The following is a 24789-nucleotide window of genomic DNA, read 5'->3' as shown; positions in this document are numbered from 1 at the left end:
AAAGAAATCAGCTTTTTCTACGAAACGTAGATAACCTAGGGTGTGTGACTACGATTCCGAGTTCCGGTGACACCTGGCCGAGCCTGATTAATGCCCTCATCGGAGGCGAAAACCTCTCTACTGAGCAGACCCGATGGGCCATGGCCACCATCATGGCCGGCAATGCCACGGACTCCCAGATTGCAGGGTTCCTCGTGGCGCTGCGTGCCAAGGGCGAAACCGTTGACGAGCTCACCGGCCTCGTCGAGGCGATGGTTGCCAGTGCCCGCCCCATCAACATCCCGGGGGAGACGCTCGACATCGTAGGCACCGGCGGGGACCGCCACAACACGGTCAACATTTCCACCATGGCCGCACTCGTGTGCGCGGGAGCCGGCGCGAAGGTGGTTAAGCACGGGAACCGCGCTGCGTCGTCGGCCTCCGGATCTGCGGACGTCATTGAAGCACTGGGGGTCCGGCTGGATCTGTCGGTGGACCGGGTGGCTCAGGCTGCTGTCGAGGCCGGCATCACGTTCTGCTTTGCCCAGGTCTTCCACCCATCCATGCGCTTCGCCGCCGTGCCGCGCCGCGAGATGGGTGTGGCCACCGCCTTCAACTTCATGGGACCGCTGACGAATCCGTCCAACCCCAGCGCATCGGCCATTGGTGTCGCAGACGCCCGGCTGGCACCGCTGATGGCCGGCGTGCTGGCCAGGCGCGGTGTGCGGGCCCTGGTGTTTCGCGGCGGCGACGGGCTGGACGAGATGACCACCACCGGTGTCTCTACCGTCTGGGAAGTCCGTAACGGTGCCGTAGAGGAGTCCGTAGTGGATCCCTTGGATCTCGGGATCAGCCGGGCCACGCTGGAGGATCTGCGGGGCGGTGACGCCGCCGCGAATGCGGCAGTGGTGCGCAGCGTACTGGCGGGGGACAAGGGGCCGGTGCGGGACGCCGTCGTGTTGAACGCGGCCGCGGCGCTGGTGGCCCTGGACCGCGGGGCGGACGGCCCGCTGATTGAACGGCTGTCCCGCGGTTTGGCCCGCGCCTGCGACTCGATCGACGGCGGTGGGGCCCAGGCGGCGCTGGACCGCTGGGTGGCCGTCACCCAGTAAGCGGGGCCGGCAGGCCTGCGGCGGCTGCTAGCTGTCGAAGCCCAGTGAGAACGCCGCGTCCAGGTCGTGCTGCGAGTAGGCACGGAACGCTATCTGCGTGGTGGTTCCGATCACCCCGTCGACCTTGGACAGTCGGTTGGCAATCGCATCGGCGAGGTCCTCATGGCGCTGCACCCGTGCGATGGCGATCAGGTCGCATTCGCCGGTCACGGAGTAGACCTCGCTGATGCCGTCGATCTCGGAGATTTCCTCGGCGCATTCCGGGATCCTGGCGGAGTCGGTCTGGATGAGTACAAAAGCGGTGATCATGGAGGGGCCTTCCCTGCTGGTCTCTTAGTGCGGCGGTGTCTAGATGCGGCAGTGTCTTAATGCGGCGGCGTCCGCTGCTGCTCTCTTTGAGCCTAGTGGATGGAACGGTGCCGGCGGCGGGAAACCACTGTCCACGCCGCGCGCTGGCCGAGCAGGAACACTCCAAGCACTGCCAGGGTGACCATCTGGAAGCTGACGGCGGTGCCGCCGCCGGCCAGCGCACGGATTCCCAGACCGGCGGCTACGGTTCCGAGCCAGATGACGACGCCGTCGGGCCATAGCCGTGCCGGACGCCGCCAGGCGCGCAAGGCCGCCCACGAGAGCAGGCATGCCAGCAGGAACGGCAGTGCGGTGGTGAGGATGCCGAGGACGGCCAGGCCGTGTTCGTGGCTTTGCCGGCCAAGGGCGGCGAAAACGACGATGAGGACGAGGTCCGTGGCAAGAACCCAGGGCCAGGTCCGGACGGCTGGGGCAGATCGGATGGTGGTGTCTGTCATGGGGTGTTCTCCCGGATGGGGATAGTGCGGTTTTCGCGGACGTAGGGGCCGAGGAGTTCCCGTACCCGCTCCTCGACCGTCTCCGGCCCGGTGCCGGATTCCAGCAGCCTGGTGGACGAATGCACGATGGCGTTGATGAGCTCGGCCGTCACCGGCGGATCCGGAACGCCCATCGCAGTCAGCGTCTCCACCAGCGGAGTGAGCAGCTGGCGGTGCATCATGGCACTTTGGTTGTCCAGTTCCTCGCCGGGGGCGACGGCGGCCAGCGCGTTGCCGACGGCGTGCTCACCCTCCGCGACCAGGCGGATGTTCGTCAGCACATAGGCCATGATGCGGTCCGCGGGTTCCGGCTCCGCATCCATGGCTTCCCGCACCCGCTGCGTCCAGCGCGGGAAAACGTCCAGCACCAGGGCATGGAGGAGATCCTGGCGGGACTTGTAATACTGGTAGGCGCTCGGACGGGCGAGGCCCGCCAGCGCGGCCACTTCGGCCATGCTGGGGGCCTCGCCGGTGCGGGCCAGGAGGGTGCGTGCCGCGTCCAGCAGCGCCCGCTGCTGTGCCGCCCGGTGTTCGGCCACCGTGGGGGCAGTGATTCGGGGCACTTATGCCCTCCTGTTCGTGCTGTGGCTAGCTTGAGAGGCGCCCATCCACCATTTCGACGACGCGGTCGCAGTGGTGCAGGACGTCGTGATCGTGCGTCACCATAACTGTAGCAACGCCGCGCTCATGGGTTTCCCGGGCGAGCAGGGCAACCACGTCCTGGCTGCGGGCGCGGTCCAGGGCAGCGGTGGGCTCATCCACGAGCAACAGCGACGGCCGGTTCACCAGTGAACGCGCAATCCCGACCCGCTGGCGCTCACCACCGGACAGCTGGTCGGGCCGGCTCCGGGCCTTGTGGTCCATGCCCACTGCCGCCAGGAGCTCCAGCGGGTCGAGAATGTCCCGGGCGCCGGCAAGCTTCTGCATCAGGCGCAGCTGTTCCGCCGAATTCAGTGCCGGAATCAGGTTCCCGGACTGGAACACGAAGCCGATCTCCTGCAGGCGGAACCGGGCCCGGGCCGCCTTGCCCAAGGTGTCCAGATCCACTCCATTGACCCGGACGGAACCGGAATCGGGGGTGGTGAGGGCCCCGGCCACGGCCAGCAGGCTGGACTTTCCGGCGCCGGACGGGCCGACGACGGCGACCATCTCACCGGGGCGGACGGTTAGCGAGACGTTAGCCAGGGCCTGCACCGTGCTGTCACCGTCGCCCAGGGCGAGGTTCGCGGACTCGATCAGCAGTCCGCCGGTACGCGTGCCGGGAGTGCGTTCTTCAGTGGCGGTGCTCATCTCTGTCCTCCAAGGGCTGCCAGGGGGTCTACGCGGGAAATCCGAACAATGGCCAGGGCGGCGCCCGCCAGACCCAGGACGATCGTCAGGACCGCGGCCGTCAGGATGGGAGTGGCCTCAAGGGCAAACGGCATGGCCGTACCAGTCAGTCCGGCACCCATGGCGAGGCCGGCGAGAATGCCGGCAACGGTGGAGGTCACCAGGATGATGGCCGCCTGGAGCAGTCCGTCACGCAGCAGGTATCCGGTGGAGGCGCCCACGGCGCGCAGCACAGCGAGTTCGTGCTTGCGCTGGATGGTCCAGACCGTGAAGAACGCGCCCACCACAAGGGCGCAGATGGCGTACAGGAAGATCTGGATCATTTCCAGGGTCATGGTTTCGGCGGAGTAGCCGGGGGAGGCGTTGAAGGATTCCGCCAGGGTCGAGGTGACCGTTCCGGCCGCTTCATCGCCGGCGGCGAAATCGATGTCCGCTCCGTCGGCCGCCTTTAGGGCAACCGTGCTGGCGGTGTCGAAGTCAACGCCGGACACGGTGTCAGCGGTCGGCGCCCCGGGGGAACTCTGTCCGCTGGCCAGATACTGCCAGGTGTCCAGCGGCAGGTAGGCGAGGTCGACGTGCCCGAAAGTCGCCTGCCCGTCGGTGTAGCCCACCACTGTCAATTCGACGCCGATGCGCTCCAGGGTGACGACGTCGCCGATGTGCAGGCCTTCTTCGGCTGCAGTGGCTGACACCACGATCTCGTTGGGTGCGGCAATGCTGCGTCCTTCGCCGACCGTCGGCGCCAGGAAGGAACCGGGCTCGATCCCGAACAGGGCCAGGTCGACCTGGGTGCCGTTGCCGGTGGTGCCGTTCATCATGGCGGTGCCCATCAGGGCGGACTCCTCGACGCCGGGCTGTTCGGCCCAGACCGCGGCCTGGTGTTCGTCGACGACGCTGCGGGAGAAAGCGTTGTCGGTTTTGGTGCCTTCATTGAAGGCAAAGGCGGTGGCAGGCATGGCTTTCAGGCCGGACACGCCGTCGTTGACCAGTCCGGAGGACAAGCCGGATAGCAGGACCATGAGAACGGCGATGAGGGCGACGACGCCGCCCATCAGTCCGAACCTGGCCCGGGCAAAACGCAACTCTCGAAGCGCTAGGAACATCGGAACCCCTTGGTGGATTGCTGGAAATGTTGCCAACACAGTGTCGGTAACATACCAACATCATGTCAGAAAGTGCCCGCCGAGACGAAATGCGCGCGTTGCACCCTTGCCTGCCCGGGCAATGACCGGGGGCTGGCATGGATGCAGCCCGTCTGCTGTGCTTGGACCATGCCCAGGCACGGCTTCTCGGCACGCGGTTCCCGGCATTCGTCCCGCCGCCGGCGGTATCTGCGCGCGATGGCGGTGGCCGTGGTGCTGGTGCTGGTCTTCGAATACGCGGTCCTGCCGCAGCTGGTCGGTATCGACAACGTCCTGCGGTCCTTGGCCGGGTTGCCGCTGATAGTGCTGGTGGGTGCGCTGTGCCTGGAGGTCACCTCCTGGCTGAGCTACAGCGCGCTGACGCGGGTGGTGTTGCCTGGCACCTCGCGGCCGTCCTATTTCACGTTGGTGCGGATCGACCTGTGCGACACCGCCATTAACCACGTGGTGCCCGGCGGCGGAACGACGTCGGCCGCTGCCCGGTTCCGGCTGCTCACCCTGTCCGGATCTCCGCCGCAGGATGCGCTCAGTGCGGCAACCATTCAGGTGCTGGGAGCGAACCTGGTTCTCGGTGCGCTGTTTGGTATCGGGTTGCTGTCCATGCTCGGGCAGGTGAACGTCAGCGGCTATTACGCGGCCGCCGGGGCAGTGGTGCTGGCGCTGTTCGTGCTTGTCGTGGCTCTGCTGACCGTCCTGGACCGGCATCTCGCGGGAGCGGTGCGGGTGGTGCGGTCGGTGGCAGGAGCGGTTCCGCTGATGCACCCGGACAGTGCCGAAAAATTTGTCCGGACGGTGGCCGGCGAAACACAGATGTTCCGTGCACAGCCGCGCCGGCTTCTTGCCGGGGTGGCGCTGGCGGCGCTGCGCTGGCTTCTGGACGCAGCCTGCCTGTGGGTGCTGGTAGCGGCGTTTGGCCACGTGCTGGGGCCGGGGGAGCTGCTGGTCGCTTATTCCTTGGCCGGGCTGGTGTCGATGGTGCCGCTGACCCCCGGCGGGGTAGGGCTGGTGGAGGGGCTGCTGGTCCCCACTCTCACCGGATTCGGCGCACCGTCACACGTTGCGGTCCTGGGGGTCCTGTCCTGGCGGATCCTGCAGTTCTGGCTGCCGATCCCCGTAGGGGCGCTGGCCTATGTCTCACTGCGGCTGGGTGTGCTGCGCCGGGCGGGCCGCCGGCGCCGGGAGATAGTCCTCACCGGCGCCAACGGTTCCGCGGATGGGCGGTGAGGCCGATTAGGACCAGATGTCGTCGCCGCGCAGCGTGGCGTCGGCGCCGCCGTCGGTGTAGATGGTCTGTCCCGTGGTGTGGCTGTTCTCCTCGGAGGTCAGCCAGATCAGGAGGCGGGCAATAACTTCCGGTTCCGAGTGGCCGTTGAGCGGCATCGGGACATTCGCGTCCACCATGGCCCGGCCTTCGGGGGTGGACAGCAGGTCGCGCGTCATGGCGGAGAGCACGGTGCCGGGGGCAACGGCGTTCAGCGGGATGCCGGCGCCGGCGAAGGCGGGGCTGATGCTTTCGCGGCGGACCCAGCGGCTCAGGGCGCGCTTGCTGGAGGGGTAGTTGAGGTAGCCGGTCTGGGGGCCGTTGTCGGCGAGTGCCTGGCCGATCCGCAGGGCTTCTTCCTCGTTGCCGGCGAGCATGGCGTCGACAAGCTCGGGGGAGTTGGGCTGCAGGCTCGCCATGGAGCTGACGACGGCGGCGCGGGGCGCGCTGCTCTTGGCCAGGACCGGGGCCAGTTCGGTCAGGAAATCCGTGACGCCGAAGAAGTTCACGGCGACGGTGATGGGTGCGGGGGCGGAGATGCCGGCGCAGGCGATCACGGCGTCGACGTTCCCGCCGGCAAGTTCCACGGCCTTGGCGACGGCGGCGGAGCGGCCCTCGGGCTTGCTCAGGTCCGCTTCGACGTCGGCGTTGCGCAGGTCGACGCCGATGACGGTGTTGCCGCGTTCCTTCAGGATTGCGGCGGTTGCTGCTCCGATGCCGGAGGCGGATCCGGTCACAATGTAGGTTCTAGTCATGTTTACAGTGTAGACCTGTCAGCCCGGCACCGGCATTTCAGTGCAGGAGCTCCTGCCAGCCCGGAGGCACCCGGCCGGCCGGTCCGGGAACGGACTGGCTATTCGGGTGGTGGGCCGGCGGGGCCAGCTCCGGTCCGGCGAAGACCGAGGAATCCGCGTAGTTCCAGAACCAGTCCTCACCGGGTTCGAAGCTCCGGATGACGGGATGCCCGGTCTGCTGTTGGTGAAGGGTGGCGTGCTGCCCGGGGGAGCTGTCGCAGCAGCCGATGTGCCCGCATTCGGCACATCGGCGCAGGTGGTACCACCACCCCTCCAGTTGGGCGCATTCCACGCAGCCCGGGCCGCTGGGCGGAACCGAAACGTTGATACCGGGGATCGGGTCCATGGGGGACCTCCTTCAGGTACGGGTGGATCGTCAGTACCGGCCGGCACATTGTGCTGCCGTCCCCACCACGGTAGCTACCCGGCCGTCCCCGTCAACAGGTGCCGGAGCGCAACAGGTTCCGGGCGCAGCAGGTCCGAAGCCGGCCCCCGGCGTCCAGCCTAGGCCAGCCAGGCGGTGGTGTCGGGCGGCAGCAGGCCGCCGTCGAGCGGGCCGCTGCTGTGCAGTACCGACCCCGCCGGCAACCCGATGGCTTCGGTGCCGAAATTGGTGATGCTCTGCCACCCGCCGGGCCGCCGGAAGTGCAGCACGGCGGCCGGACTGTCCAGCCAGTCGAGTTCCTCCGGACCCTGCTGCTTGCCGCGGAGCTCCAGTGCCCGGCGGTAGAACAGCAGGGTCGAGTCCCCGTCCCGTTCCTGGGCCGATACCGCCGCGGACGCGAAGTGCTCCGGCTGGGGCAGATGGGCGGAGCCGGCGCCGAATCCGAAGGACGGTCCTTCCGCGGTCCAGGGCAGGGGCACCCGGCATCCGTCACGGCCCTTGTCCACACCCGGGTTGCGGTAGAACGTGGGATCCTGCCGGTCAGCGTCCGGGATGTCCGCCACTTCATGCAGGCCCAGTTCCTCCCCCTGATACAGGTAGGCCGAGCCGGGCAGTGCAAGCATCAGCAGGGTGGCGGCCCGCGCCCGGCGCAGGCCCAGCTCCCGGTCCAGTGCCGGTGCGGTGCCGCCCGAGAAGACCCAGGCTTTCCCGTCCTGTCCCTTGGAGCTGCCCTCCGGAGCGGGCGGCAGGCCGTAACGAGTGGCGTGCCGGACGACGTCGTGGTTGGACAGCACCCAGGTGGACGAGGCCCCGGTGGCCGCGGCCTGGTCCAGGTTGGCGGTGATGATCTCCCGGAACCGGGCGGCGTCGAAGTCCGCCTGCAGCAGGTCGAAGTTGAACGCCTGGCCCAGGCCTTCGGGGCTGGCATACCGCCCGCGGCGCGAGGCATGCACCCAGGCCTCGGCCACCGCCGTGCGCGGAGGATCGTACTCGTTGAACAGCTTCCGCCACTCGGCATAGATTTCGTGGACCTCGTCGCGGTCCCAGAACGGGTGGCCGCCGTCCAGGCCCTCACCTTCCGCCGCCAGCTCGGCACTGGTTGCCAGGGGCTCAGCGAGGTCCTTGGCGAGTGCATGGGCCACGTCGATCCGGAACCCGTCCACGCCGCGGTCGGACCAGAAGCGCAGGGTGCTAAGGAACTCCGTGCGCACCTCGGGGTTCTCCCAGTTGAAATCGGGCTGTTCCGGGGCGAACAGGTGCAGGTACCACTGCCCGTCCGGCACCTGCTCCCAGGCGCTGCCGCCGAAAACGGACTGCCAGTCCGACGGCGGCAGGCTTCCGCCGGGTCCTGTTCCGTCGCGGAAGATATACCGGTTGCGGGCGGGGGACCCCTTGGGAGACGCCAGCGCCTCCTGGAACCAGGCGTGGCGGTTGGAGGAGTGGTTCGGGACGATGTCCACGATCAGTTTGATGCCGGCGGAGTGCAGTGCCGCGGCCATGTCATCGAAGTCGGCCAGGCTGCCCAGCCGCGGATCGACGGCGCGGTAGTCGTCGACGTCGTATCCGCCGTCGGCGAGCGCCGAGGGGTAGAAGGGGCTCAGCCAGACGGCGTCGACCCCCAGTTGCGCGAGGTACGGGACCTTGGCTGTGACGCCGGGCAGGTCACCGAGGCCGTCCGCATTCGAATCCGAGAAGCTGCGCGGATAGATCTGGTAGACGGCGGCCTGCCGCCACCAGTGCGGATCCTTCATCGGGTCGGCGGGGAATGGCTGCGCGGGAGCGGTCAAGGCGGTCCTTCGGGTGGGAGGTGTTTCTACGTTGTCTGGACTCTACCAACGCGTGTGGTGCACCTGACGTCTCAGGGAGCGGCGGCCCGGCGTTCGAGCACCTCCCGTTCGCGGCGGTTCCCGGCCAGCCCTGCGGCAACGGAAAACTCGGCCCGTGCCTCCTCTGTCCGGCCGAGCCGTGCCAGCAGCTCGGCCCGCACACTCGGCAACAGGTGGGATCCGTGCAGGGCTCCTTCGGCCGCCAGCCGGTCCACGATGGCCAGGGCGGCTTCCGGCCCGGTGGCCATGGACACTGCCACCGCCCGGTTGAGGTCGACCACCGGTCCGGGGGAGAGCCGCCCCAGTGTTTCGTAGAGCAGGACGATCCGGGGCCAGTCCGTGAGCTCGGCACGTGCGGCCGTGGCGTGGCACTGCGCAATGGCTGCCTGCAGGGCATAGCTGCCCCGTGGGCGGCCGAGTTCCCTGGACAGTTCGTCGGCACGGGCAAGACCCGCGACGCCGCGTTGGATCTGCACCCGGTCCCAGCGGGTACGGTCCTGGTCCGCCAGCAGGACGGGCGCGCCGCCGGGCCCGCTGCGGGCGGCGAAGCGGGAAGCGGAGAACTCCATCAGGGCCACCAGCGCGTGCGCTTCCGGTACCCGGGGGACCAGCCCGGTGAGGATCCGGCCGATCCGCAGCGCCTCGTTCGCCAGTTCCGGCCGGGTCCAGTTCTCCCCTGTGGTGGCCGCATACCCCTCGGTGAACATCAGGTAGATGACATGCAGGACACCGCGCAGCCGCGGCGTCCACTCATTGGGCTCGGGCGGTTCAAAGGGGACCCGCGCCGCCGCCAGTGTTTTCCGAGCCCGGACAATGCGCTGCTGCACAGTGGCAGCCGGGACCAGGAACAGCCGGGCGATCTCGGCGGTGCTCAGCGAACCGACCACCCGCAGGGTCAACGCAATCTGGGCCTCCGTGGAGAGCACCGGATGGCAGGCGGTGAAGAGGAGCCGAAGCACATCGTCGGGCAGCGGGTCCCATTCCGGGGCTGCCTCATCCTGCGCCCGGCGTGCCAGCATCTCGTAGCGGTCCTGAAGCCGCTCGGCGCGCCGCCACCTGTCGATCGCCCGGCGTTTGGCCACCGCGCTGATCCAGGCACCGGGATTACGGGGAATACCCGTTCCGCTCCATGACACCAGGGCTTCGGCGACGGCGTCCTGCGCAGCATCCTCGGCCAGTCCGACGTCGCCGGTCACCCGGGCGAGGGCGGCCACAATCCGGGCGCCTTCGATACGCCACAGCGCGTCGAGGCGTCCCCGGACCGCTGCCGCGGAATCCACGGCTACTTGTTCTCCGCCTTCAGGCTCTCCTCTTCCTGACGCCACAGTTCTTCCTTCCGGATGTATTCGTTGTCCGCAAAATCGGCGAAATCGGAAGCTTCGTTCACGCGGCGGACCTCGAGTTTGGACCCTGGGCCGAGCGGTGCACGGCTGGCCCACTCTGCCGCCTCCTCGCGGGACCCCACCTGCACAATCCAGAACCCGTTGAAGAGCTCGTGGGTTTCACCGTAGGGGCCGTCGGTGACCAATGGCGGGTCCTCGGCGAAGTCGACCACCAGCCCGCTGCCCTCGGAGACGTCTGCCAGGCCTTCGCCGCCGATCATCACTCCGGCATTGATCATCGACTCGTTGTAGGCGCCCATCTGGTTGATGATCTGCTCAAACGGGATGTCCTTGGATGCCTGCACGGCCTCGTCCGTGGCCCGCATGATGAACATGTACTTCATGGCACTCTCCCTGCTGCTTGTTCGTAGAAGGTGCTGATGCGCCTCCTACTATGACGTCGAACGGGCAGGATGGATATCGACAGCCCGGAAAATCTTTTCTCTCTCCGGGGCCGCAGCAGGCACTGCTGACAGCAGATCCGCCGAGGGCAGATACCCCTTCTCCTGCCGTCCGGGCAGGCGCAGCGTGGGGGCATGAATGAAACCGAAAAAGCTCCGCTGTTTACCGAAAGAATCCGCCAAGAGTTTTTCGAGCGCCGAGTCCTCGTCTTGGACGGGCCGCTGGATGACGACAATGGAACCCTGCTGGCCACGCAGCTGATTGCCCTGGCGGCTGAGGACCCGAAATCCGACATAGCACTCTGGATCCATTCCCCTGGTGGATCCGTCCCCGCAATGCTGGCGATCCGCGACGTCATGCGGGCAATCCCCAACGACGTATCCACGCTCGCTTTCGGAATAGCCTGCAGCGCCGGGCAGTTCCTGCTGTCGGCCGGCACACGCGGCAAGCGCCGGGCGCTGCGACACTCCCGCGTGCTGATGCATCAGGGGTCGGCGGGACTCGCCGGTACTGCGGCCGACGTCGAGCTCCAGGCGGACGATCTGCGCTACACGCGGGACACCGTGCTGCGCCTGATCGCGGAGGACACCGGCCAGCCCGTCGAGCGGATCTTTGCCGATTCCCTGCGTGACCACTGGTATACCGCAGAGGAAGCCCTCGACTACGGCTTTATTGACGCCATCGCCGGGTCCCTGGCGGAGTTCAGGCCGGCGGGCCGGGTGACGGCCGGGTTCCGGAGCCTGGTCCGGGAGGGAGTCCGATGAGCACGTACACCATCCCCAACGTCGTCGCCCAGCATCCCCGCGGCGAACGGATCATGGACATTTACTCCCACCTGCTCACGGAGCGGATTGTCTACGTCGGCACGGCCATTGACGCCGGCGTCGCCAATGCGCTGATAGCCCAGCTGCTTTTCCTGCAGTCGGACAACCCGGAAGCCGACGTCGAGCTCTACATCAACTGCGAGGGCGGAGATCCCAGCGCCATGCTGGCCATCTACGACACCATCCGCTTCATCCGCCCGTCCGTTGCCACCACGTGCGTGGGCCAGGCCGTGGCTGTGGGGGCCGTCCTCCTGGCCGCCGGCGCCGAAGGCAAACGCGCCGCGCTGCCGCATGCGCGGATCATCCTGCACCAGCCCGCAGCGTCAGGTCGAGGCACCATTCCCGACCTGATCCTGCAGGCGGACGAGCTGGTGCGGGTGCGCTCCGACATGGAGGAAGTCCTCGCCCGCCACACCGGCCAGAGCCTGCAGACGCTCCGGACGGATACCGACCGGGACCGGTTGTTCACTGCCGAAGCGGCCCGCGAATACGGCCTGGTGGACCACGTAATCCAGCAGGGGTGACGGGTCCTTGGGCTATGTCCCTGTACCTGTCCCTGTGCCTGTTTTAGGCCGCGAGACGGAAGGCGTTTTGCGGAGCCGTGACGGGGGCGGCGTCGCCTGCGGTGATCAGGGACTCGGCCACCCCGAGGGTCAGGTCCAGCAGGGTGAGGCCCAGTGCCCCGGCGACGGCGGCCACCATCTCACTGGACGGTTCCTTGAGCCCGCGTTCAATTTCCGAGAGGTACTGCGGCGAAATCCCCGACCGGGCAGCGAGCCCGCCGAGGGTCCAGCCGCGTTCGTGCCGCAGCCGGCGCAGGAGTTCTCCGAGCACCTGGCGCCACAAAGGGTCGGAGGCGGTTTCGGACGGGCCGTTGAAAGGAAGAATCTCGCTCATCCTTGATGGTAAAACGCACTGCGGCCCGGGGCCATGGGTCCGGGCCAGCGGCAGTTCTGCCCAGAGCGGAGGGCGGCAACTGGCGTTGCCCGCAACCTGAAGCGGGCGGGTCTTTCGTCCGGGCGGGCACAGTCCTACAGTGTGGAGCATGGCCGGGAACAGCGTGCGGCTGCCCCACCGAGAGCCAGTCCAGGGGGCGGTCTTCCGTCCCGCCATTGCAAGGACGTGAGGACCATGACGGAAACCCAAAGCGGTGTCGAAGCCGATCGGGAACTCAAAGCAAAACTCCGGGCGGTATGGGCGCTCGGGAACTATACCGCTGTGGCCACCGAAATCATTTCCGGTCTGGGTCCCGTGCTGGTGCAGGCCTGCAACATTACTGATCGAGACGAAGTGCTGGATGTCGCGGCCGGTACGGGAAACGCGGCCATTCCCGCCGCTGAGACCGGGGCCGACGTGACCGCCTCGGATCTGACCCCGGAACTCCTGGAGTCCGGCAAGCGTCTGGCCGAAGCACGCGGGGCGCACCTCAGCTGGGTCGTGGCCGACGCCGAGGCTCTGCCATTCGCGGACGGGTCCTTTGACACGGTGATCTCCTGCGTGGGTGTGATGTTTGCCCCGCATCACCGGCAGACGGCAGCCGAACTGGTGCGGGTCTGCCGGCCCGGCGGTCGCATCGGCCTGATCAACTGGACGCCCGAAGGATTCATCGGACGGATGTTCGCCACCATGAAGCCGTACGCCCCGCCGCCGCCTCCCGGGGCACAGCCGCCGCCGCTCTGGGGGAGTGTGGAGCATGTGCAGTCGCTGCTGGCCGGCCGGGTGCGGGAGTTCCGGGCTGAGCGCCGGACGGTGCGCGTTGACCGGTTTGCGACGCCGGAGGAGTTTCTCGCTTTCTTCAAGGCGAACTACGGGCCCACCATTGCGGTGTACAAGTCGATTGCGGGCAGCCCCGACCGGGCCGCAGCACTGGACGAGGAACTGATGGCTCTGGTTCGCCGATTCAGCGCCGGCACCGGCGGCACGGCCATGGACTGGGAGTATCTGCTGGTTACCGCGCACCGCGCCTAGGGGAGTGGGCCTGTAGCCCTCTCCAGTGCTGCCGCCAATCCCGGGATGTGGAGCCGTAGGGACTGTTGCCGTGCGTTGCCGTGCACAGCCTCCCACCAAATGGTGCCGATGCGACTGGTGGGGTCACATTGTTGCCCATACGTCACAGGGCCTGGGACCCTGTGACCGGACCGGACCATCGCCGTGCACAGCCTCCCACCAAATGGTGCAGCTGTGACTAGTGGGGTCACATCGGCGCCCATACGTCACAGGGCCTGGGACCCTGTGCCCGGACCGGGCGCAGCAGACGTCCCGGGGGACCCCCTTCTAAACGCTAGTTGACATAATGTGGATTATCGGCGTTATAACCGGGGTGCTGGAAGTGGCGGAAACCACAGATATTCCCGAACCTTCCATCCGGCCCCGATTACCCGCTAATCCCCCGTTTTTGGCGCTTTTTTCCGGATTTTGCCATCCCCGGCCTTTTCTGCACAGGCTCCGGTTCCGGGACGCTGTTCTGCGCCGAAGAAGGCCGCCTCGGCTGAGGCCCCAAAACGGCCGACCTGGTCGCACGGTTTCCGGCCTCCCGGTAACGGATCCACCTCTTTGCGATCAGTTGACATAACGTCCCCCGGTAACCTGCCGGGGGCTGTCTGCGCGGCTTTACATAACCGCCCGCCGGCTCCTGCCCTGCCCGGCAAACCGCCGGACCTGGTCGGACAGTTTTTCGCCTCCGCCACCCGCGCACAGAGCACCTCGGCGGGTTGACATAATGCCTCCGCCGGCTGGGTCGGCCGGGACCTCCGGGTTGACATAACCGGCCCCGGCCCCGGCCGCGCCCCCTGCCCCGCCGCCGGACCCGGCCCGGGCCGTTACCGGTGCGAAAGCGGGAATACAAACTTCCGACGGGACGTTGATCACTTTCCTGCCGTATTTCGTCATCCGTGGTCCGCCACGCCTGTACGGTTTGGTGCAGCGACTTTCGTTGCCCTATATGATCTACGCTTCACCCCCCCCACAATCAGGAGATAAGCACAAGAAAATGGCTACCGATTACGATGCCCCGCGCGTCAAGGAAGAAGACCAGCACACAGACTCCCTCGAGGGTCTGAAAGCTCAGCAGCGTGGCGGAGCGATGACAGCAGTCATCGATGTCGAAGAGTCAGACGCCATCGACGGTTTTGACCTTCCGGGTGCGGATCTTTCCGGCGAGGAACTGCTCATCAAGGTGGTTCCCCCGCAGGCAGACGAGTTCACCTGCATGTCCTGCTTCCTCGTACGCCACCGTTCGCAGATCGCACGCGAAAAGAACGGCGAGGCCTACTGCCTGGACTGCGAGGGCTAGTCTCTCCCCGAGCCGCACAGCCGGGTTCCGCCAGACGGCGGACCCGGCTGTTTGTCTTTAACGCAGGGTCCGCACCGTAGACTCTCCGCATGCCTACCTCCCTTCCTCCATCCGCCGTTGCACTCACCCCGGCGGACAGGGCGCTCGTGGACCTGGCCCGGCGCACCATTGACGCTGCCACGGACGCCGGCCCCGACGAAGACGGAATCCACACCATGGGCGCGGCGGTCAGGACGGCCGACGGCGGAATGCACGCGGGCGTGAACCTGTACCACTTCACAGGCGGTCCCTGCGCCGAACTCGTTGCCCTGGGCGCTGCACGGGCGGCAGGAGCTGCCGATCCCACCTGCATCGTCGCCGTCGGCAACCACGGCCGCGGCGTCCAAAGCCCGTGCGGACGGGACCGGCAGGTCCTTGCCGACTACTACCCCGGGATCCGCGTGATCCTGCCGACGCCGGACGGCCCGGTCAGTATTCCCGCGGGCGACCTGCTGCCGCTGGGATTCGTCCCGCCAGCGGCGTAATGAATCGGATGCGTGCCTCTCCCCTGCTGCGTCCCTGGAAGCAGGCGGACGCTGGCACTGAACGCCGGGTTCCGGCCGGAGGGCATCGAACGGTCCAAGCTGCGCTACGGCCGGGAACGCTTCGACGTGGAAACCCATGCGCGGCTAACATCTGATCCGGTTCCGAAGATCAGTGCGCTGCCGCTTCAATCCCCCGGCCCCTCCACGTCCTGAACCACTTCGTTGCGGCGCAGGAACCAGGGCCGGAACGGCGGGTCGAACCGTGCGAACCGCGGACGGCCCAGCGGGGTGAACCCTTCGGCAGACACAGCCGCCAGGAGGACGTGGAGATGGCCCTGATAGTTGGCTTCGCTCCAGCGGCCGGAAAACGCCGCAGCGGCAGCCGTCTGGCCCGGCACCGGAACAATGCTGACGGCCGGGTCCTCAGGCACCGGGGCGGACGCCGCGGTCAGCTCCGCGGGCAGGACGAAGGCCACGCAGAAAGCACCCGGAAGCGGGCTTGGTTCCAGCAGGACCGGAGCCGTCATCGCCAGGGGCATGCCGTCGGTTCCGGGCGACGGTTCCAGCGGAGACAGAAAGGTGTTCCTCCCGCTGATATACGCGTAGAGGTGCCGGAAGCCGGCATTGCCGGCCCCCTGGAACCCTGCGTTCACGGTGACCTGGGCCACGAGGTGGGCGGGGTAATGGCGCAACTCGAAATCCGGATACCGTCCCAGGACGCTGTACGGCTGCTGCTCGGTCATGGTGAGCACACGTTACGCCGCCCCGGCTGCGCGGGAACACCGTAGCGGCTACTAGGATGAAGCGGTGCCCACAGATTCCACCGCCCTCCTGCGTGACCTGGTCCTGCCGATGCTCGAACAGGAGCTCGTGCCGATAGTCCAACTGGGGCACCCCGCCCTCCGCCGTGAGTCGCTGCCCTTCGACGGCGAGCTGGACGCCGCCGAACTGGACGCCCTTGTTGCACTTCTGCGCCGGGTCATGCACGCCGCCCCCGGCGTGGGAGTGGCTGCACCCCAGCTGGGTATTCCGCTGCAGATCGCGGTGCTGGAGGACACCTTCGACGCCGGAGCCGAGGCCTCGGCCGTCCGTGAGCGGTCTCCCCTGCCCTTCTTCACGATCATCAATCCCCGGTACGAAGCCGACGGAGACGAGACTGCGGAGTTCTTCGAAGGCTGCCTGTCCTTCGAGGGCTACCAAGGCGTGGTCCGCCGGCCGCGGTCCGTGGTGCTGGACTACACCGACCTGCAGTCCCGGCAGCGCATGGAACGCTTCAGCGGCTGGCAGGCGCGGATCGTCCAGCACGAAACGGACCATCTCTTCGGAACCGTGTACGTGGACAGGATGCTTCCCCGGTCTCTGTGCAGCAATGCCGAATACGCCCGCCGCTGGGCCGCGCCGGGTATCGGCGAGGCCCAGCGGATACTGGGTTTCTAGACCCGGCAGGTTTAGGCCCGGGCAGGCTCCGGGGTGCGCGCCTGCTCCGGGGCCGGGTTCTGCGGCGTGGGGAGCCAGCGGGCCCACCATGCGAGCAGGTGCTCGAAGCGCTTGCGCCGGTGCCACGGCGTGCCGCTGCGGGAAAGTTCGTGGTTCTCGCCCGGGAAGAGCAGCAGCTCCGTAGGCACCGACCGCAGCTTCAGTGCGGTGTAGTAGCGCTGAGCCTGCTCCACCGGGCAGCGCAGGTCCTCTTCGGAATGGACCACGAAGGTGGGGGTGCGGACGGAGTCCACGCACGCCATCGGGCTCTGCGCCAGGACGGCGGCCGGATCCGTACCCGTGTAGCCGGCACTGAAGAACCAGCCGATGTCCGCTGAGCCGACGAAGGACAGCGGATCAAGGAAGCCGCGTTCCACCACGGCGGCGGTGAACCGGTGGTCGTGTGCGATGGTCCACGCCGTGAGGTAGCCGCCGTAGGATCCGCCCATGATGCCCAGCCGGCTCCCGTCAAGTTCCGGATGCGCGGCCAGTGCACCGTCAACGAACGCGAGCACGTCGGCCAGGTCCAGGGTGCCCATGGCTTCCTTGATGCTTCGCCCGTGCGCCTGCCCGTAGCCGGCTGACCCGCGCGGGTTGCACATCAGCACGGCGTAACCGGCGTTGGTGTAGATCTGCGTCTCGTCGAAATACCCCCACCCGTACTGGGCGAACGGACCGCCGTGGATGTTCAGCAGTACCGGGTGCGGGCCGGGTCCCTCGGGCAGGGCCAGCCAGCCGTGCACGGGATAGCCGTCCCCGGACGGGTGCGTTTCCTCCGCCGGCAGCGTCACCGTGGTTTCCCGGCGCAGCGCTTCGGAGAAATCCGTGACGTCGCGGAGGCGGCCGTCCTCGACGACGGCGAGGTCGCCGGCCGTCCGCGGGTCGGTGTAGCTGACCACCACTGTGCCGTCCGCGGACCCGGCGGCTTCCACGACCCGGGGGCCGGCCACCAGAACTTCCACGCGTCCGCGCGGATCCACGGCCAGGAGTTCGCCCGCCCCGCGCGTCCGGCGAAAGACCAGCACCTCGGCGCCGTTGTGCGGCACGACGGTACCCTCCGCCAGGTCGACGCTCTCCGGGTCCGTCAGCCGGCGCACTGCCGTCGGATCCGCCGCCGGGGCCGCATACAGGGCGGTGTTGCGGGCAACGAAATCGGTGCCGGTGACGGAAACCTCCTGGCCCAGATAGAACAGCCAGTGCCCGTTGGCGCTTTCCACCGGGTCCGAGACCGTCAGCGGGTCGCCGGCGTCGTGGTTGGTAAGCCGGGTCAGGCCGGTGCCGTCCGGATGGATGCTGAAGACATCGGACACCAGGGAGTCATCCAGATCCGGGGAGGACGTGAACAGGATCCTGCTGCCGTCCGCAGTGAACACCGGCTGCAGATGGTCCGCTGGGTCCGATGTCAGCTGCACGGCCTCGGGCAGGCCCTTTCCGGGCCCGCCGTCGTCCTTGGCCCGGCCCCGCGGCTGGATGTGCGGCTCGGCGTCGAGGTCAGGCAACATCAAGTGGAAGATCTGCACGGGCTTGTCATTGGTGTAGCCCACGCCGTTCATCCGGTATTTGAAGGTGGTGATAAGCCGGGGATCCTCAGCGGTGGAACCCACGCCGTCAATGGTTCCGTACCGGCCTTCCTCCGGCACACGGGCGGAAAACACCACGCTGCGGCCATCCGGGGCGAAATTGAACCAGGACACGCCCAGCAATGCGTCAGTCAGCTGAATGGGCTCGCCGCTGCCGGCACCCAGGATGTGCAGCTGGGCCGGCTCCCCCGGCGCCGCACGCAGGAATCCGAGACTGGAACCATCGGGACTGTACTTCGGCAACGTGTCCCGGAAACCGCGGGTGAGCCGCCGCGGCCGGCCGCCCTGCGTCAACGGAATACGCCACAGCTGCCCGGTATAGGCATCGGCGGTGAAGTCCGGGCGGGTCACTGAGACCACGCAGTGCAGGGCATCGGGATGCACGGCCGGAGCGGACAGGGAATTCAGGAGAGGCAGGTCACATGGTTTCACGCTCCGAAGCCTAATGTCCGCGGCCGCCGGGGCCAACCGCCGCCTTAGGATGGATTCATGCCTTCCCTGCCGCTGCTGGTCTGTCCCGTCTGTGGCGGCAGCCTCAAACCCGATCCCGATTTCCGGTCCCTCAGCTGCCCGGCAGGCCATCGATATGATGCGGCCAAGCAGGGCTATTTCAATCTCCTTACCGGCGGCGGGACTAAATTCCAGGCGGACACTGCCGCCATGGTGCAGGCCCGCACGGACTTTCTGGCGGCCGGACACTACCAGCCCATGGCGGCCGAGCTGGCACGCCTCGTGTCGGCTGCAGCACCCCGTGCAGGGGCCGTCCTCGACGCCGGCGCGGGCACCGGTTACTACCTCGGCGAGGTGCTGCGTCCGCTTCCGGGGGCCGAGGCGGTGGCACTGGATATTTCCAAGTACGCGCTGCGCCGGGCGGCCCGCGCACTGCCGGGAACCTACGCACTCGTGTGGGACGTCTGGCGGCGCCTTCCGCTGCGGGATGCCTCCGTGGACGTGGTCCTGAACGTCTTCGCACCGAGGAACCCGCCGGAATTCCACCGGGTATTGGCTCCCGGCGGCATCCTGGCCGTGGTGACTCCGCGGCCGGAGCACCTGCAGGAAATCCGGGCAGGGGCGGCGATGCTGGGTATCGCCGCCGAAAAGGAAGAACGGGTCGCTGCGTCCCTGTCACCCGGATTCTCCGCCCTGCACACCACACAGTGCACGTACACCATGCAGCTGCGCCCTGCGGACGTCCGAAACGCCGTGTTGATGGGTCCTTCCGCCCGGCACCTGGAGCCGGCCGCCCTCGACCGGACCCTCGCCGCCCTGCCCGACCCCGTCGAGGTGACTGCTTCCTTCACCCTGCAGATCTTCCGCGCCGACTGAGGCAGGACGCACAAAACGTTATCCTTCCGCCGCCCGCGGCCCTAGGTCTGCGGCACGGTCTCGGGCAGAATGTACTAAACGCCCGGTAACCGCCGCCGCGCGCGCTACCGGTGCCGCAGGCTACGGAACAAGCAGGGCAAGCAGGACAAACAGGACAACGGGTACTGTCCGGAAGATAAGGGGAAAACGGATGCAGGAAGTCTTCGAATGGATGCTCAGCTATGGCTGGGCCCTCTGGTTGGTGCTTTTCCTCGGATTCGCCGCCGTGGAGGCCCTTACCCTGGACCTGTTCTTCGGAATGCTCGCCGTGGGCGCGCTGGCGGCTATGCTGGCCTCGTTCTTCGCCGCCCCGCTCTTCCTGCAGGTGGTGGTGTTCGCGGTGGTCTCCGTCCTCATGATCGGCGTAGTACGGCCGATCGCGCTGAAACACCTGCAGAAGGGCGACAAGGACCAGTTGTCCAACATCGACCGGATCATCGGCGCGCCTGCGCTGACGCTGGAATCCGTGACGGGTTCCTCCGGAACGGTGAAAATCGGCGGCGACACGTGGACTGCCCGCAGCGTTGACGGATCCCCGCTGCCCGCGGGCGTCGAGGTCAGCGTTGCACGGATTGAGGGTGCCACCGCCCTGGTCCAGGCGGCCGGAACCGGAACAACAGCAGCACACTGACAAATCAGGCGGCATGGCCGCCGAACCAAATGCAGGAATTCCGGAAGGAATCCCGCTGAACCAAACCGCGGAATCCGTCCCGGATCGCGCGGAACGCAAGGGGGAACATGAGTGGAACAGCAGTCCTATTAATTCTCGCCGTCCTGGTGATCTTTGTACTGGTCATCCTGGTCAAGGCGGTCAAGATCGTCCCGCAGGCACGGGCAGGCGTCGTCGAACGGCTTGGCAAGTACCAGCGCACGCTGAATCCCGGCCTGACCATCCTGGTTCCGTTTGTGGACCGGATGCTGCCGCTGCTGGACCTGCGTGAACAGGTGGTGTCATTCCCCCCGCAGCAGGTAATCACCGAGGACTCCCTCGTGGTCTCCATCGATACCGTGGTCTATTTCCAGGTCACCGATGCCCGGGCAGCAACCTATGAGATCGCGAACTACATCCAGGCTGTGGAGCAGCTGACCACCACCACGCTCCGCAACGTGGTGGGCGGCCTGAACCTGGAAGAGGCGCTGACCTCCCGTGACCAGATCAACGGCCAGCTGCGCGGCGTCCTGGATGACGCCACCGGCCGTTGGGGTATCCGGGTCTCCCGGGTGGAGCTCAAGGCCATTGAACCGCCCCTGTCGATCCAGGATTCCATGGAGAAGCAGATGCGGGCCGAGCGGGAACGCCGCGCAACCATTCTGACCGCCGAAGGCACCAAGCAGTCCCAGATCCTCACCGCCGAAGGACGCCGGCAGGCCGCCATCCTCGCCGCCGAGGGTGACGCGAAAGCCGCCATCCTGCGCGCCGACGGTGAGGCGCAGGCCATCGCCAAGGTCTTTGATGCCATCCACAAGGGCAACCCGGACCAGAAGCTGCTTGCCTACCAGTACCTGCAGACCCTGCCGAAGCTGGCCGAAGGCACGTCCAACAAGCTGTGGATCATCCCCAGTGAGCTGGGCGAAGCCCTCAAGGGTGTCGGCAGCGCATTGGGCGACTTTGTTCCGGACGCGGCCATGCACTCGTCCAATGGGAGCACCCCGGTCCAGGCTTCCGGCCCTGCAGCAACATCAGGCCCCGCAGCCGGAGCTTAGCCCGTTCCGCTCCCCTGTTAGCCGATTCCCGTTCGGTGCCGGTATAATCGGTTGTTTGCCGGGCAATAGCTGCGGCACCGAACGGGACCGCCGACGGGAACAGCTGCGGCGTCGTCGGCGTTGTATTGGCTGTGACGGCCAGCCTTAGGTTTACCTGCCGGTCCGCCTCCGGGCGGCAGGCGGGCACGGCACCGGCATAACAAGGGATCCGCCAGCGGATCCAGCGGATTGAAGAGGGAGAAAAGATGAGCGATCGTAGCCTGCGGGGTATGCGCCTGGGCGCGCAGAGCATGGAGACTGAATCCGGTGTGGAGCCGGCTCCCCGCCAGCGGGTGGAATACCGCTGTGAGGACGGCGAGCGTGTTTTCGTAACTTTCGCTGCCGAAGCGGACGTTCCTCCGGTCTGGATCTCCAAGACCGGCAAGGAAGCGCTTCTGGTGGACGGCGAAAAGCCGGACACCAGCAACGACAAGCCGGTGCGGACGCACTGGGACATGCTGTTGGAACGACGCAGCATCGAGGAACTTGAGACGATCCTCCAGGACCGCCTGAACATCCTGCGTGAACGCCGCGGAGAGCGCACCAGCGCCTAGATCCATGCAGCGCCTGTCCGGTCAGCGGACAATCGGCGCGTAGAGACAAAAAAGCGGGGCGGCTGCCATATGGCAGCCGCCCCGCTTTGGGTTTAACTCAACCGCGTCCGGTGAGCTTCTGCCAGCGGGCAGACAGACCCCAGCGGGTCACGTTGGCCATTGCCTCAACGACAATGTTTCCGCTCATCTTGGAGTCACCGAGTTCGCGTTCGACGAAGGTGATCGGCACCTCCGTGATCTTCAGGCCCAGGCGTGCCACGCGGAAGGTCATATCCACCTGGAAGCCGTAGCCGACGGACTCGACGGCGCCCAGGTCCAGCTGCTCCAGCGTGCCGCGGCGGAAGGCCCGGTAGCCGGCGGTGATGTCCCGGACGGGGATGCCCAGCATGAACCGCGAGTAGGTGCTGCCGGCGCGGGAAAGCAGCTTTCGGTGCAGCGGCCAGTTGACCACCGATCCCCCGGTGACCCAGCGGGAACCGATGACGAGGTCGGCGCCTGCCTTGGAGGCTTCAAGCAGGCGGGGCAGCTCCTCCGGGCGGTGCGACCCGTCAGCGTCCATTTCGACCAGGATGTCGTAGCCGCGTTCCAGGCCCCACCGGAAGCCGGCAATATAGGCCGCGCCGAGGCCTTCCTTGCCCTTGCGGTGCAGCACATGCACCTTGGGATCGTTGGCAGCGGCTTCGTCGGCATAGCCGCCGGTGCCGTCCGGGCTGTTATCGTCCGCAATCAATACATCCGAATCTGGAACTGCGTCCCGCAGCCGCTTCAGTGTGATGGGGAGCGACTCGATCTCGTTGTAAGTGGGGATGATAGTCAGGACACGCACTCAGTAAGCCTTTCAGCGGACGCACGCCGCGTTGTTCGCGGCAGGGACGGGGTTACTCCCCCGGCAGACTATCCAGTATATGGGAGTACGCGGCCCCACGGGTCAGCACCGCGCGGCCCCGGACAGCGCAACCGGGCGGATCCAGCCGTCTTCGGGCCAGTTCCGGCGAACTGCCGGCCCTGTTTTCTACTGACGGTTGAATCCACCCGGTTGTGTGATGCTGGACCCGGTAACCGGCACCCGCGGAGCATCCGCCCCGGTGCGCGTAGTACGGGCCATGGCAGCGCGGGCCGGCCGGAGCATCACCCGGCCACCGTCTGGAAAAGAGCTCCGGACGGTGACCGGGATACCTCAAAAAGCCGGTCCCGACTACAGTCCTCATAGCCTACGTGCTGTCGAGCCCCTGTCAATAAGGCTCCTGACTAGGACGTTTACACATCAATGCAGGTCAGACGCGGTGCGGAGGAAGCCGGAGCGGGCAGGTAGTTTCGCTGTTCAGGCAAGATCGGGAGCGCGGTAGAGCTCCCGCCCGTTATGGACCGTCTGCAGGCAGCGCGGCTCGTCCCCGTTGTCCAGCGCGGGCAGCAGCGGAGTGCCGGCGCGCGGATCCGTGCTCCAAGCGGATACGTTGGCATCCGGTGTCTGGACCATCAGTTCCTGCACTTCCCAGAGCGCGAAGGATGCGGGTGCTCCGGCGGCCAGCTGGCCCCTCATGAAGTTGGTCTCCCCGGCTGCCCGCCAGCCCGCCCGGGTATGCCCAATGAACGCTGCCCGTGCAGAGACCCGCTCCTTCGGGTTGGAATGGGATACGGCGGCCCGCACGCCGGACCAGGGGTCCAGCGGGAGGACGGGTGTGTCGGAGCCGAGGGCGACGGGCACACCTGCGGAGAGCAGTGAGGCCATCCGGTTCATGTTCTGCCGTCGGTCCCCGAGGCGCTGTTCGTACAGTCCGCCGGGATGCCCCCAGGCCGCATCGAATCCGGGCTGCAGGCTGACGCTGACGCCGAAGCGCAGCAGCTCGGCAATGGCGGCGTCGTCGGTCAGTTCCGCGTGCTCCAGCCGGTGGTGGGCTGCCCGGACGGCCGGTTCCCCGACGGCCTCGGCAGCCAGGCGCAGCCCGGCCAGCGCGGTGTCCATCCCGGCGTCGCCAATAACGTGGAAGCCGCCCTGCAGTCCGGCCTTCGTCATCAGCTCCAGGTGCCGCCCTGCCTGTTCCGGCGTCAGGTACATGCTGCCGGTGCTGTCGGGACGGTCGGCGTAAGGCTCACGCAGCGCAGCCGTGCGGGCGCCGAAGGACCCGTCAATGTTCAGGTCGCCGGCCAGGCCCAGCAGCCGGCCCTCAAAGAAGTCCACCAGTCCGGCTACCTGCGCCTCGGTCTCCACCAGCTGCCCCCAGTACGGGAGGATCTGGGGCAGCGCCTCGTCGCTGAGGGGCCCGTCCAGGCCCAGCAACCGGCGCAGGTCCTCCGGCGGTGCGATGTGCGGTGCGGCCATTTCAGCGACGGCCACCACCCCGCGGGAGGCGGCATGCTTCAGCGCGGCCAGTTGGAAGACGCCGCGCTGGTCCGGATCGGCGTTGCGGGCCACGGTGCGGGCGGCGTCGTGGGCGGCACGGACTACGAAGCCGTTGTCCCACCCGTCGTACTCCTGCAGCCGGAGTTCGGCCGCCAGCGTGCCGGAGACGGCCGCACAGTGCACATCGGAGCGGGAGAGGTACACGGCGCGGTTGCCGGAGGCTGCGTCGAGCTCGGCGGCGGTGGGCGCCCGCCGTTCCGGCCAGCGCGATTCGTCCCAGTTGGATCCGAGGATCAGGCCGGTGGTCCCGGCCGCATGGTTCCGGACCTTGTCCAGCAGCTCGTCAAGGGAGGCGCATCCGCTCAGGTCCAGGGTGACCAGGGACATGCCCAGCTCGGTGGTGTGGACGTGGGAATCCACGAACCCGGGCGCCACCAGCGCTCCGTGCAGGTCCACCACGTCCATCTTGCTGTCCTGGATGGAGGTGGCGGCCTGTTCCGACCCCACCCAGGCGATGGTGTCGCCGTCGACCAGCATTGCGGTGGCAAAGGGATCGCCGGCGCTGTAGACGGAACCGTTGCGGTAGAGCGTCAGGGTGCGGGCGCTCGGGATGGGACTGCCGTTCAAGGACTC

At 67.3% G+C, this 24789-nt stretch carries 27 protein-coding genes; 12 read left to right on the top strand and 15 right to left on the bottom strand.

Annotation, left to right across the window (positions count from 1 at the left end; all coding sequences use genetic code 11):
• Window positions 1-44: 44 nt before the first annotated feature.
• Window positions 45-1091, top strand: coding sequence for an anthranilate phosphoribosyltransferase (gene trpD / locus N2K98_RS09460; protein ID WP_255865648.1), 1047 nt, complete (start codon window positions 45-47; stop codon window positions 1089-1091).
• Between the two features lie 27 nt (window positions 1092-1118).
• Here the strand turns inward: trpD and N2K98_RS09455 are convergent, their stop codons facing one another.
• The 5 genes from N2K98_RS09455 to N2K98_RS09435 form a co-directional block, all read right to left on the bottom strand.
• Entirely contained in the window at window positions 1119-1400 is a 282-nt protein-coding gene (locus tag N2K98_RS09455) for an Lrp/AsnC family transcriptional regulator (RefSeq protein ID WP_227921514.1), read from the bottom strand.
• Window positions 1401-1492: 92 nt separating this feature from the next.
• Window positions 1493-1897 (bottom strand): DUF3054 domain-containing protein, encoded by a 405-nt coding sequence (locus N2K98_RS09450; RefSeq protein ID WP_255865647.1) that lies wholly within the window; start codon window positions 1895-1897, stop codon window positions 1493-1495.
• Window positions 1894-2499, bottom strand: coding sequence for a TetR/AcrR family transcriptional regulator (locus N2K98_RS09445; protein WP_255865646.1), 606 nt, complete (start codon window positions 2497-2499; stop codon window positions 1894-1896). Before N2K98_RS09445 ends, N2K98_RS09450 begins: the two co-directional genes overlap by 4 nt.
• 25 nt (window positions 2500-2524) lie before the next feature.
• Window positions 2525-3226: an ABC transporter ATP-binding protein gene (locus tag N2K98_RS09440; RefSeq protein WP_255865645.1), complete on the bottom strand. Its 702-nt coding sequence runs from the start codon at window positions 3224-3226 to the stop codon at window positions 2525-2527.
• On the bottom strand, window positions 3223-4368 hold the full coding sequence (locus N2K98_RS09435) for an ABC transporter permease (protein ID WP_255865644.1): 1146 nt from the start codon (window positions 4366-4368) through the stop codon (window positions 3223-3225). Before N2K98_RS09435 ends, N2K98_RS09440 begins: the two co-directional genes overlap by 4 nt.
• Window positions 4369-4536: 168 nt before the next feature.
• On the opposite strand from N2K98_RS09435, the gene N2K98_RS09430 reads away from it, so the two are divergent.
• Window positions 4537-5631, top strand: a complete 1095-nt coding sequence (locus N2K98_RS09430) for a lysylphosphatidylglycerol synthase transmembrane domain-containing protein (protein WP_255865643.1) — start codon at window positions 4537-4539, stop codon at window positions 5629-5631.
• 6 nt (window positions 5632-5637) lie between these two features.
• Here N2K98_RS09430 and N2K98_RS09425 read toward each other — a convergent pair whose 3' ends face one another.
• From N2K98_RS09425 to N2K98_RS09405, 5 genes are all read right to left on the bottom strand, one after another.
• Entirely contained in the window at window positions 5638-6423 is a 786-nt protein-coding gene (locus N2K98_RS09425; RefSeq protein ID WP_255797661.1) for an SDR family oxidoreductase, read from the bottom strand.
• Between the two features lie 37 nt (window positions 6424-6460).
• On the bottom strand, window positions 6461-6808 hold the full coding sequence (locus tag N2K98_RS09420) for a UBP-type zinc finger domain-containing protein (RefSeq protein WP_255797662.1): 348 nt from the start codon (window positions 6806-6808) through the stop codon (window positions 6461-6463).
• Window positions 6809-6966: 158 nt separating this feature from the next.
• On the bottom strand, window positions 6967-8598 hold the full coding sequence (locus N2K98_RS09415; protein WP_255865666.1) for a glycoside hydrolase family 13 protein: 1632 nt from the start codon (window positions 8596-8598) through the stop codon (window positions 6967-6969).
• Window positions 8599-8705: 107 nt separating this feature from the next.
• The gene (locus tag N2K98_RS09410) at window positions 8706-9953 is read right to left on the bottom strand and encodes an RNA polymerase sigma factor (protein ID WP_255865665.1); all 1248 of its coding nucleotides are present in this window, start codon (window positions 9951-9953) and stop codon (window positions 8706-8708) included.
• 2 nt (window positions 9954-9955) lie between these two features.
• Window positions 9956-10399 carry a YciI family protein gene (locus tag N2K98_RS09405; RefSeq protein WP_255797664.1) on the bottom strand — a complete coding sequence of 148 codons (444 nt, stop codon included), beginning with the start codon at window positions 10397-10399 and terminating at the stop codon, window positions 9956-9958.
• Window positions 10400-10591: 192 nt separating this feature from the next.
• Here N2K98_RS09405 and N2K98_RS09400 point away from each other — a divergent pair, with 192 nt between their 5' ends.
• Together N2K98_RS09400 and N2K98_RS09395 are read left to right on the top strand one after the other, a co-directional pair.
• Window positions 10592-11221, top strand: coding sequence for a ClpP family protease (locus N2K98_RS09400; protein WP_255797665.1), 630 nt, complete (start codon window positions 10592-10594; stop codon window positions 11219-11221).
• Window positions 11218-11805: a ClpP family protease gene (locus tag N2K98_RS09395; RefSeq protein WP_255865642.1), complete on the top strand. Its 588-nt coding sequence runs from the start codon at window positions 11218-11220 to the stop codon at window positions 11803-11805. Before N2K98_RS09400 ends, N2K98_RS09395 begins: the two co-directional genes overlap by 4 nt.
• A 43-nt stretch (window positions 11806-11848) precedes the next feature.
• Here the strand turns inward: N2K98_RS09395 and N2K98_RS09390 are convergent, their stop codons facing one another.
• Window positions 11849-12178 (bottom strand): helix-turn-helix domain-containing protein, encoded by a 330-nt coding sequence (locus N2K98_RS09390; RefSeq protein WP_255797667.1) that lies wholly within the window; start codon window positions 12176-12178, stop codon window positions 11849-11851.
• 234 nt (window positions 12179-12412) lie between these two features.
• Here N2K98_RS09390 and N2K98_RS09385 point away from each other — a divergent pair, with 234 nt between their 5' ends.
• The 3 genes from N2K98_RS09385 (at window position 12413) to N2K98_RS09375 (ending at window position 15097) form a co-directional block, all read left to right on the top strand.
• Window positions 12413-13249, top strand: coding sequence for a class I SAM-dependent methyltransferase (locus N2K98_RS09385; RefSeq protein WP_255865641.1), 837 nt, complete (start codon window positions 12413-12415; stop codon window positions 13247-13249).
• Window positions 13250-14270: 1021 nt separating this feature from the next.
• A complete protein-coding gene (locus N2K98_RS09380; protein ID WP_229951861.1) occupies window positions 14271-14573 on the top strand; it encodes a DUF4193 domain-containing protein in 303 nt (100 codons plus the stop codon).
• Window positions 14574-14662: 89 nt separating this feature from the next.
• The gene (locus tag N2K98_RS09375) at window positions 14663-15097 is read left to right on the top strand and encodes a cytidine/deoxycytidylate deaminase family protein (protein WP_255865639.1); all 435 of its coding nucleotides are present in this window, start codon (window positions 14663-14665) and stop codon (window positions 15095-15097) included.
• Between the two features lie 185 nt (window positions 15098-15282).
• Here the strand turns inward: N2K98_RS09375 and N2K98_RS09370 are convergent, their stop codons facing one another.
• Window positions 15283-15840, bottom strand: coding sequence for an SOUL family heme-binding protein (locus N2K98_RS09370; protein WP_255797670.1), 558 nt, complete (start codon window positions 15838-15840; stop codon window positions 15283-15285).
• A 64-nt stretch (window positions 15841-15904) separates the two neighbouring features.
• On the opposite strand from N2K98_RS09370, the gene N2K98_RS09365 reads away from it, so the two are divergent.
• The gene (locus N2K98_RS09365; RefSeq protein ID WP_255797671.1) at window positions 15905-16534 is read left to right on the top strand and encodes a peptide deformylase; all 630 of its coding nucleotides are present in this window, start codon (window positions 15905-15907) and stop codon (window positions 16532-16534) included.
• Window positions 16535-16545: 11 nt separating this feature from the next.
• Here N2K98_RS09365 and N2K98_RS09360 read toward each other — a convergent pair whose 3' ends face one another.
• Window positions 16546-18585 (bottom strand): S9 family peptidase, encoded by a 2040-nt coding sequence (locus tag N2K98_RS09360; RefSeq protein ID WP_255865638.1) that lies wholly within the window; start codon window positions 18583-18585, stop codon window positions 16546-16548.
• 57 nt (window positions 18586-18642) lie between these two features.
• Between N2K98_RS09360 and N2K98_RS09355 the strand changes: the two genes are divergently transcribed.
• The 4 genes from N2K98_RS09355 to N2K98_RS09340 all read left to right on the top strand — a co-directional run bounded on the left by N2K98_RS09355 (window position 18643) and on the right by N2K98_RS09340 (window position 21815).
• Window positions 18643-19479: a methyltransferase domain-containing protein gene (locus N2K98_RS09355; protein ID WP_255865637.1), complete on the top strand. Its 837-nt coding sequence runs from the start codon at window positions 18643-18645 to the stop codon at window positions 19477-19479.
• Window positions 19480-19669: 190 nt separating this feature from the next.
• Complete coding sequence (locus N2K98_RS09350) at window positions 19670-20149, top strand: NfeD family protein (protein ID WP_230023739.1); 480 nt, start codon at window positions 19670-19672, stop codon at window positions 20147-20149.
• Between the two features lie 107 nt (window positions 20150-20256).
• Window positions 20257-21222, top strand: a complete 966-nt coding sequence (locus N2K98_RS09345) for an SPFH domain-containing protein (protein ID WP_255865636.1) — start codon at window positions 20257-20259, stop codon at window positions 21220-21222.
• 245 nt (window positions 21223-21467) lie between these two features.
• Window positions 21468-21815, top strand: coding sequence for an RNA polymerase-binding protein RbpA (locus tag N2K98_RS09340; protein ID WP_229951869.1), 348 nt, complete (start codon window positions 21468-21470; stop codon window positions 21813-21815).
• 97 nt (window positions 21816-21912) lie between these two features.
• On the opposite strand, the gene N2K98_RS09335 is transcribed toward N2K98_RS09340, so the two are convergent.
• Both N2K98_RS09335 and N2K98_RS09330 read right to left on the bottom strand, forming a co-directional pair.
• Entirely contained in the window at window positions 21913-22641 is a 729-nt protein-coding gene (locus N2K98_RS09335; RefSeq protein ID WP_255797679.1) for a polyprenol monophosphomannose synthase, read from the bottom strand.
• Window positions 22642-23136: 495 nt separating this feature from the next.
• On the bottom strand, window positions 23137-24783 hold the full coding sequence (locus N2K98_RS09330; RefSeq protein WP_255865622.1) for an amidohydrolase: 1647 nt from the start codon (window positions 24781-24783) through the stop codon (window positions 23137-23139).
• Window positions 24784-24789: the final 6 nt, after the last annotated feature.

Source organism: Arthrobacter jinronghuae (assembly GCF_025244825.1).
Classification (GTDB): domain Bacteria; phylum Actinomycetota; class Actinomycetes; order Actinomycetales; family Micrococcaceae; genus Arthrobacter_B; species Arthrobacter_B jinronghuae.
Note: the sequence above shows the minus strand (reverse complement) of the source record. Positions and strands in the feature narration are given on the sequence as shown.

Bases quoted from the DNA above. Each gene is read 5' to 3' on its own strand.
- N2K98_RS09370 (WP_255797670.1), bottom strand. From the start codon at position 15,840: ATGACCGAGCAGCAGCCGTACAGCGTCCTGGGACGGTATCCGGATTTC.
- N2K98_RS09340 (WP_229951869.1), top strand. From the start codon at position 21,468: ATGAGCGATCGTAGCCTGCGGGGTATGCGCCTGGGCGCGCAGAGCATG.
- N2K98_RS09405 (WP_255797664.1), bottom strand. From the start codon at position 10,399: ATGAAGTACATGTTCATCATGCGGGCCACGGACGAGGCCGTGCAGGCA.
- N2K98_RS09415 (WP_255865666.1), bottom strand. From the start codon at position 8,598: ATGAAGGATCCGCACTGGTGGCGGCAGGCCGCCGTCTACCAGATCTAT.
- N2K98_RS09385 (WP_255865641.1), top strand. From the start codon at position 12,413: ATGACGGAAACCCAAAGCGGTGTCGAAGCCGATCGGGAACTCAAAGCA.
- N2K98_RS09345 (WP_255865636.1), top strand. From the start codon at position 20,257: ATGAGTGGAACAGCAGTCCTATTAATTCTCGCCGTCCTGGTGATCTTT.
- N2K98_RS09425 (WP_255797661.1), bottom strand. From the start codon at position 6,423: ATGACTAGAACCTACATTGTGACCGGATCCGCCTCCGGCATCGGAGCA.
- N2K98_RS09355 (WP_255865637.1), top strand. From the start codon at position 18,643: ATGCCTTCCCTGCCGCTGCTGGTCTGTCCCGTCTGTGGCGGCAGCCTC.
- N2K98_RS09350 (WP_230023739.1), top strand. From the start codon at position 19,670: ATGCAGGAAGTCTTCGAATGGATGCTCAGCTATGGCTGGGCCCTCTGG.
- N2K98_RS09400 (WP_255797665.1), top strand. From the start codon at position 10,592: ATGAATGAAACCGAAAAAGCTCCGCTGTTTACCGAAAGAATCCGCCAA.
- N2K98_RS09440 (WP_255865645.1), bottom strand. From the start codon at position 3,226: ATGAGCACCGCCACTGAAGAACGCACTCCCGGCACGCGTACCGGCGGA.
- N2K98_RS09430 (WP_255865643.1), top strand. From the start codon at position 4,537: ATGCCCAGGCACGGCTTCTCGGCACGCGGTTCCCGGCATTCGTCCCGC.
- N2K98_RS09450 (WP_255865647.1), bottom strand. From the start codon at position 1,897: ATGACAGACACCACCATCCGATCTGCCCCAGCCGTCCGGACCTGGCCC.
- N2K98_RS09435 (WP_255865644.1), bottom strand. From the start codon at position 4,368: ATGTTCCTAGCGCTTCGAGAGTTGCGTTTTGCCCGGGCCAGGTTCGGA.
- N2K98_RS09455 (WP_227921514.1), bottom strand. From the start codon at position 1,400: ATGATCACCGCTTTTGTACTCATCCAGACCGACTCCGCCAGGATCCCG.
- N2K98_RS09420 (WP_255797662.1), bottom strand. From the start codon at position 6,808: ATGGACCCGATCCCCGGTATCAACGTTTCGGTTCCGCCCAGCGGCCCG.
- N2K98_RS09390 (WP_255797667.1), bottom strand. From the start codon at position 12,178: ATGAGCGAGATTCTTCCTTTCAACGGCCCGTCCGAAACCGCCTCCGAC.
- N2K98_RS09375 (WP_255865639.1), top strand. From the start codon at position 14,663: ATGCCTACCTCCCTTCCTCCATCCGCCGTTGCACTCACCCCGGCGGAC.
- N2K98_RS09395 (WP_255865642.1), top strand. From the start codon at position 11,218: ATGAGCACGTACACCATCCCCAACGTCGTCGCCCAGCATCCCCGCGGC.
- N2K98_RS09380 (WP_229951861.1), top strand. From the start codon at position 14,271: ATGGCTACCGATTACGATGCCCCGCGCGTCAAGGAAGAAGACCAGCAC.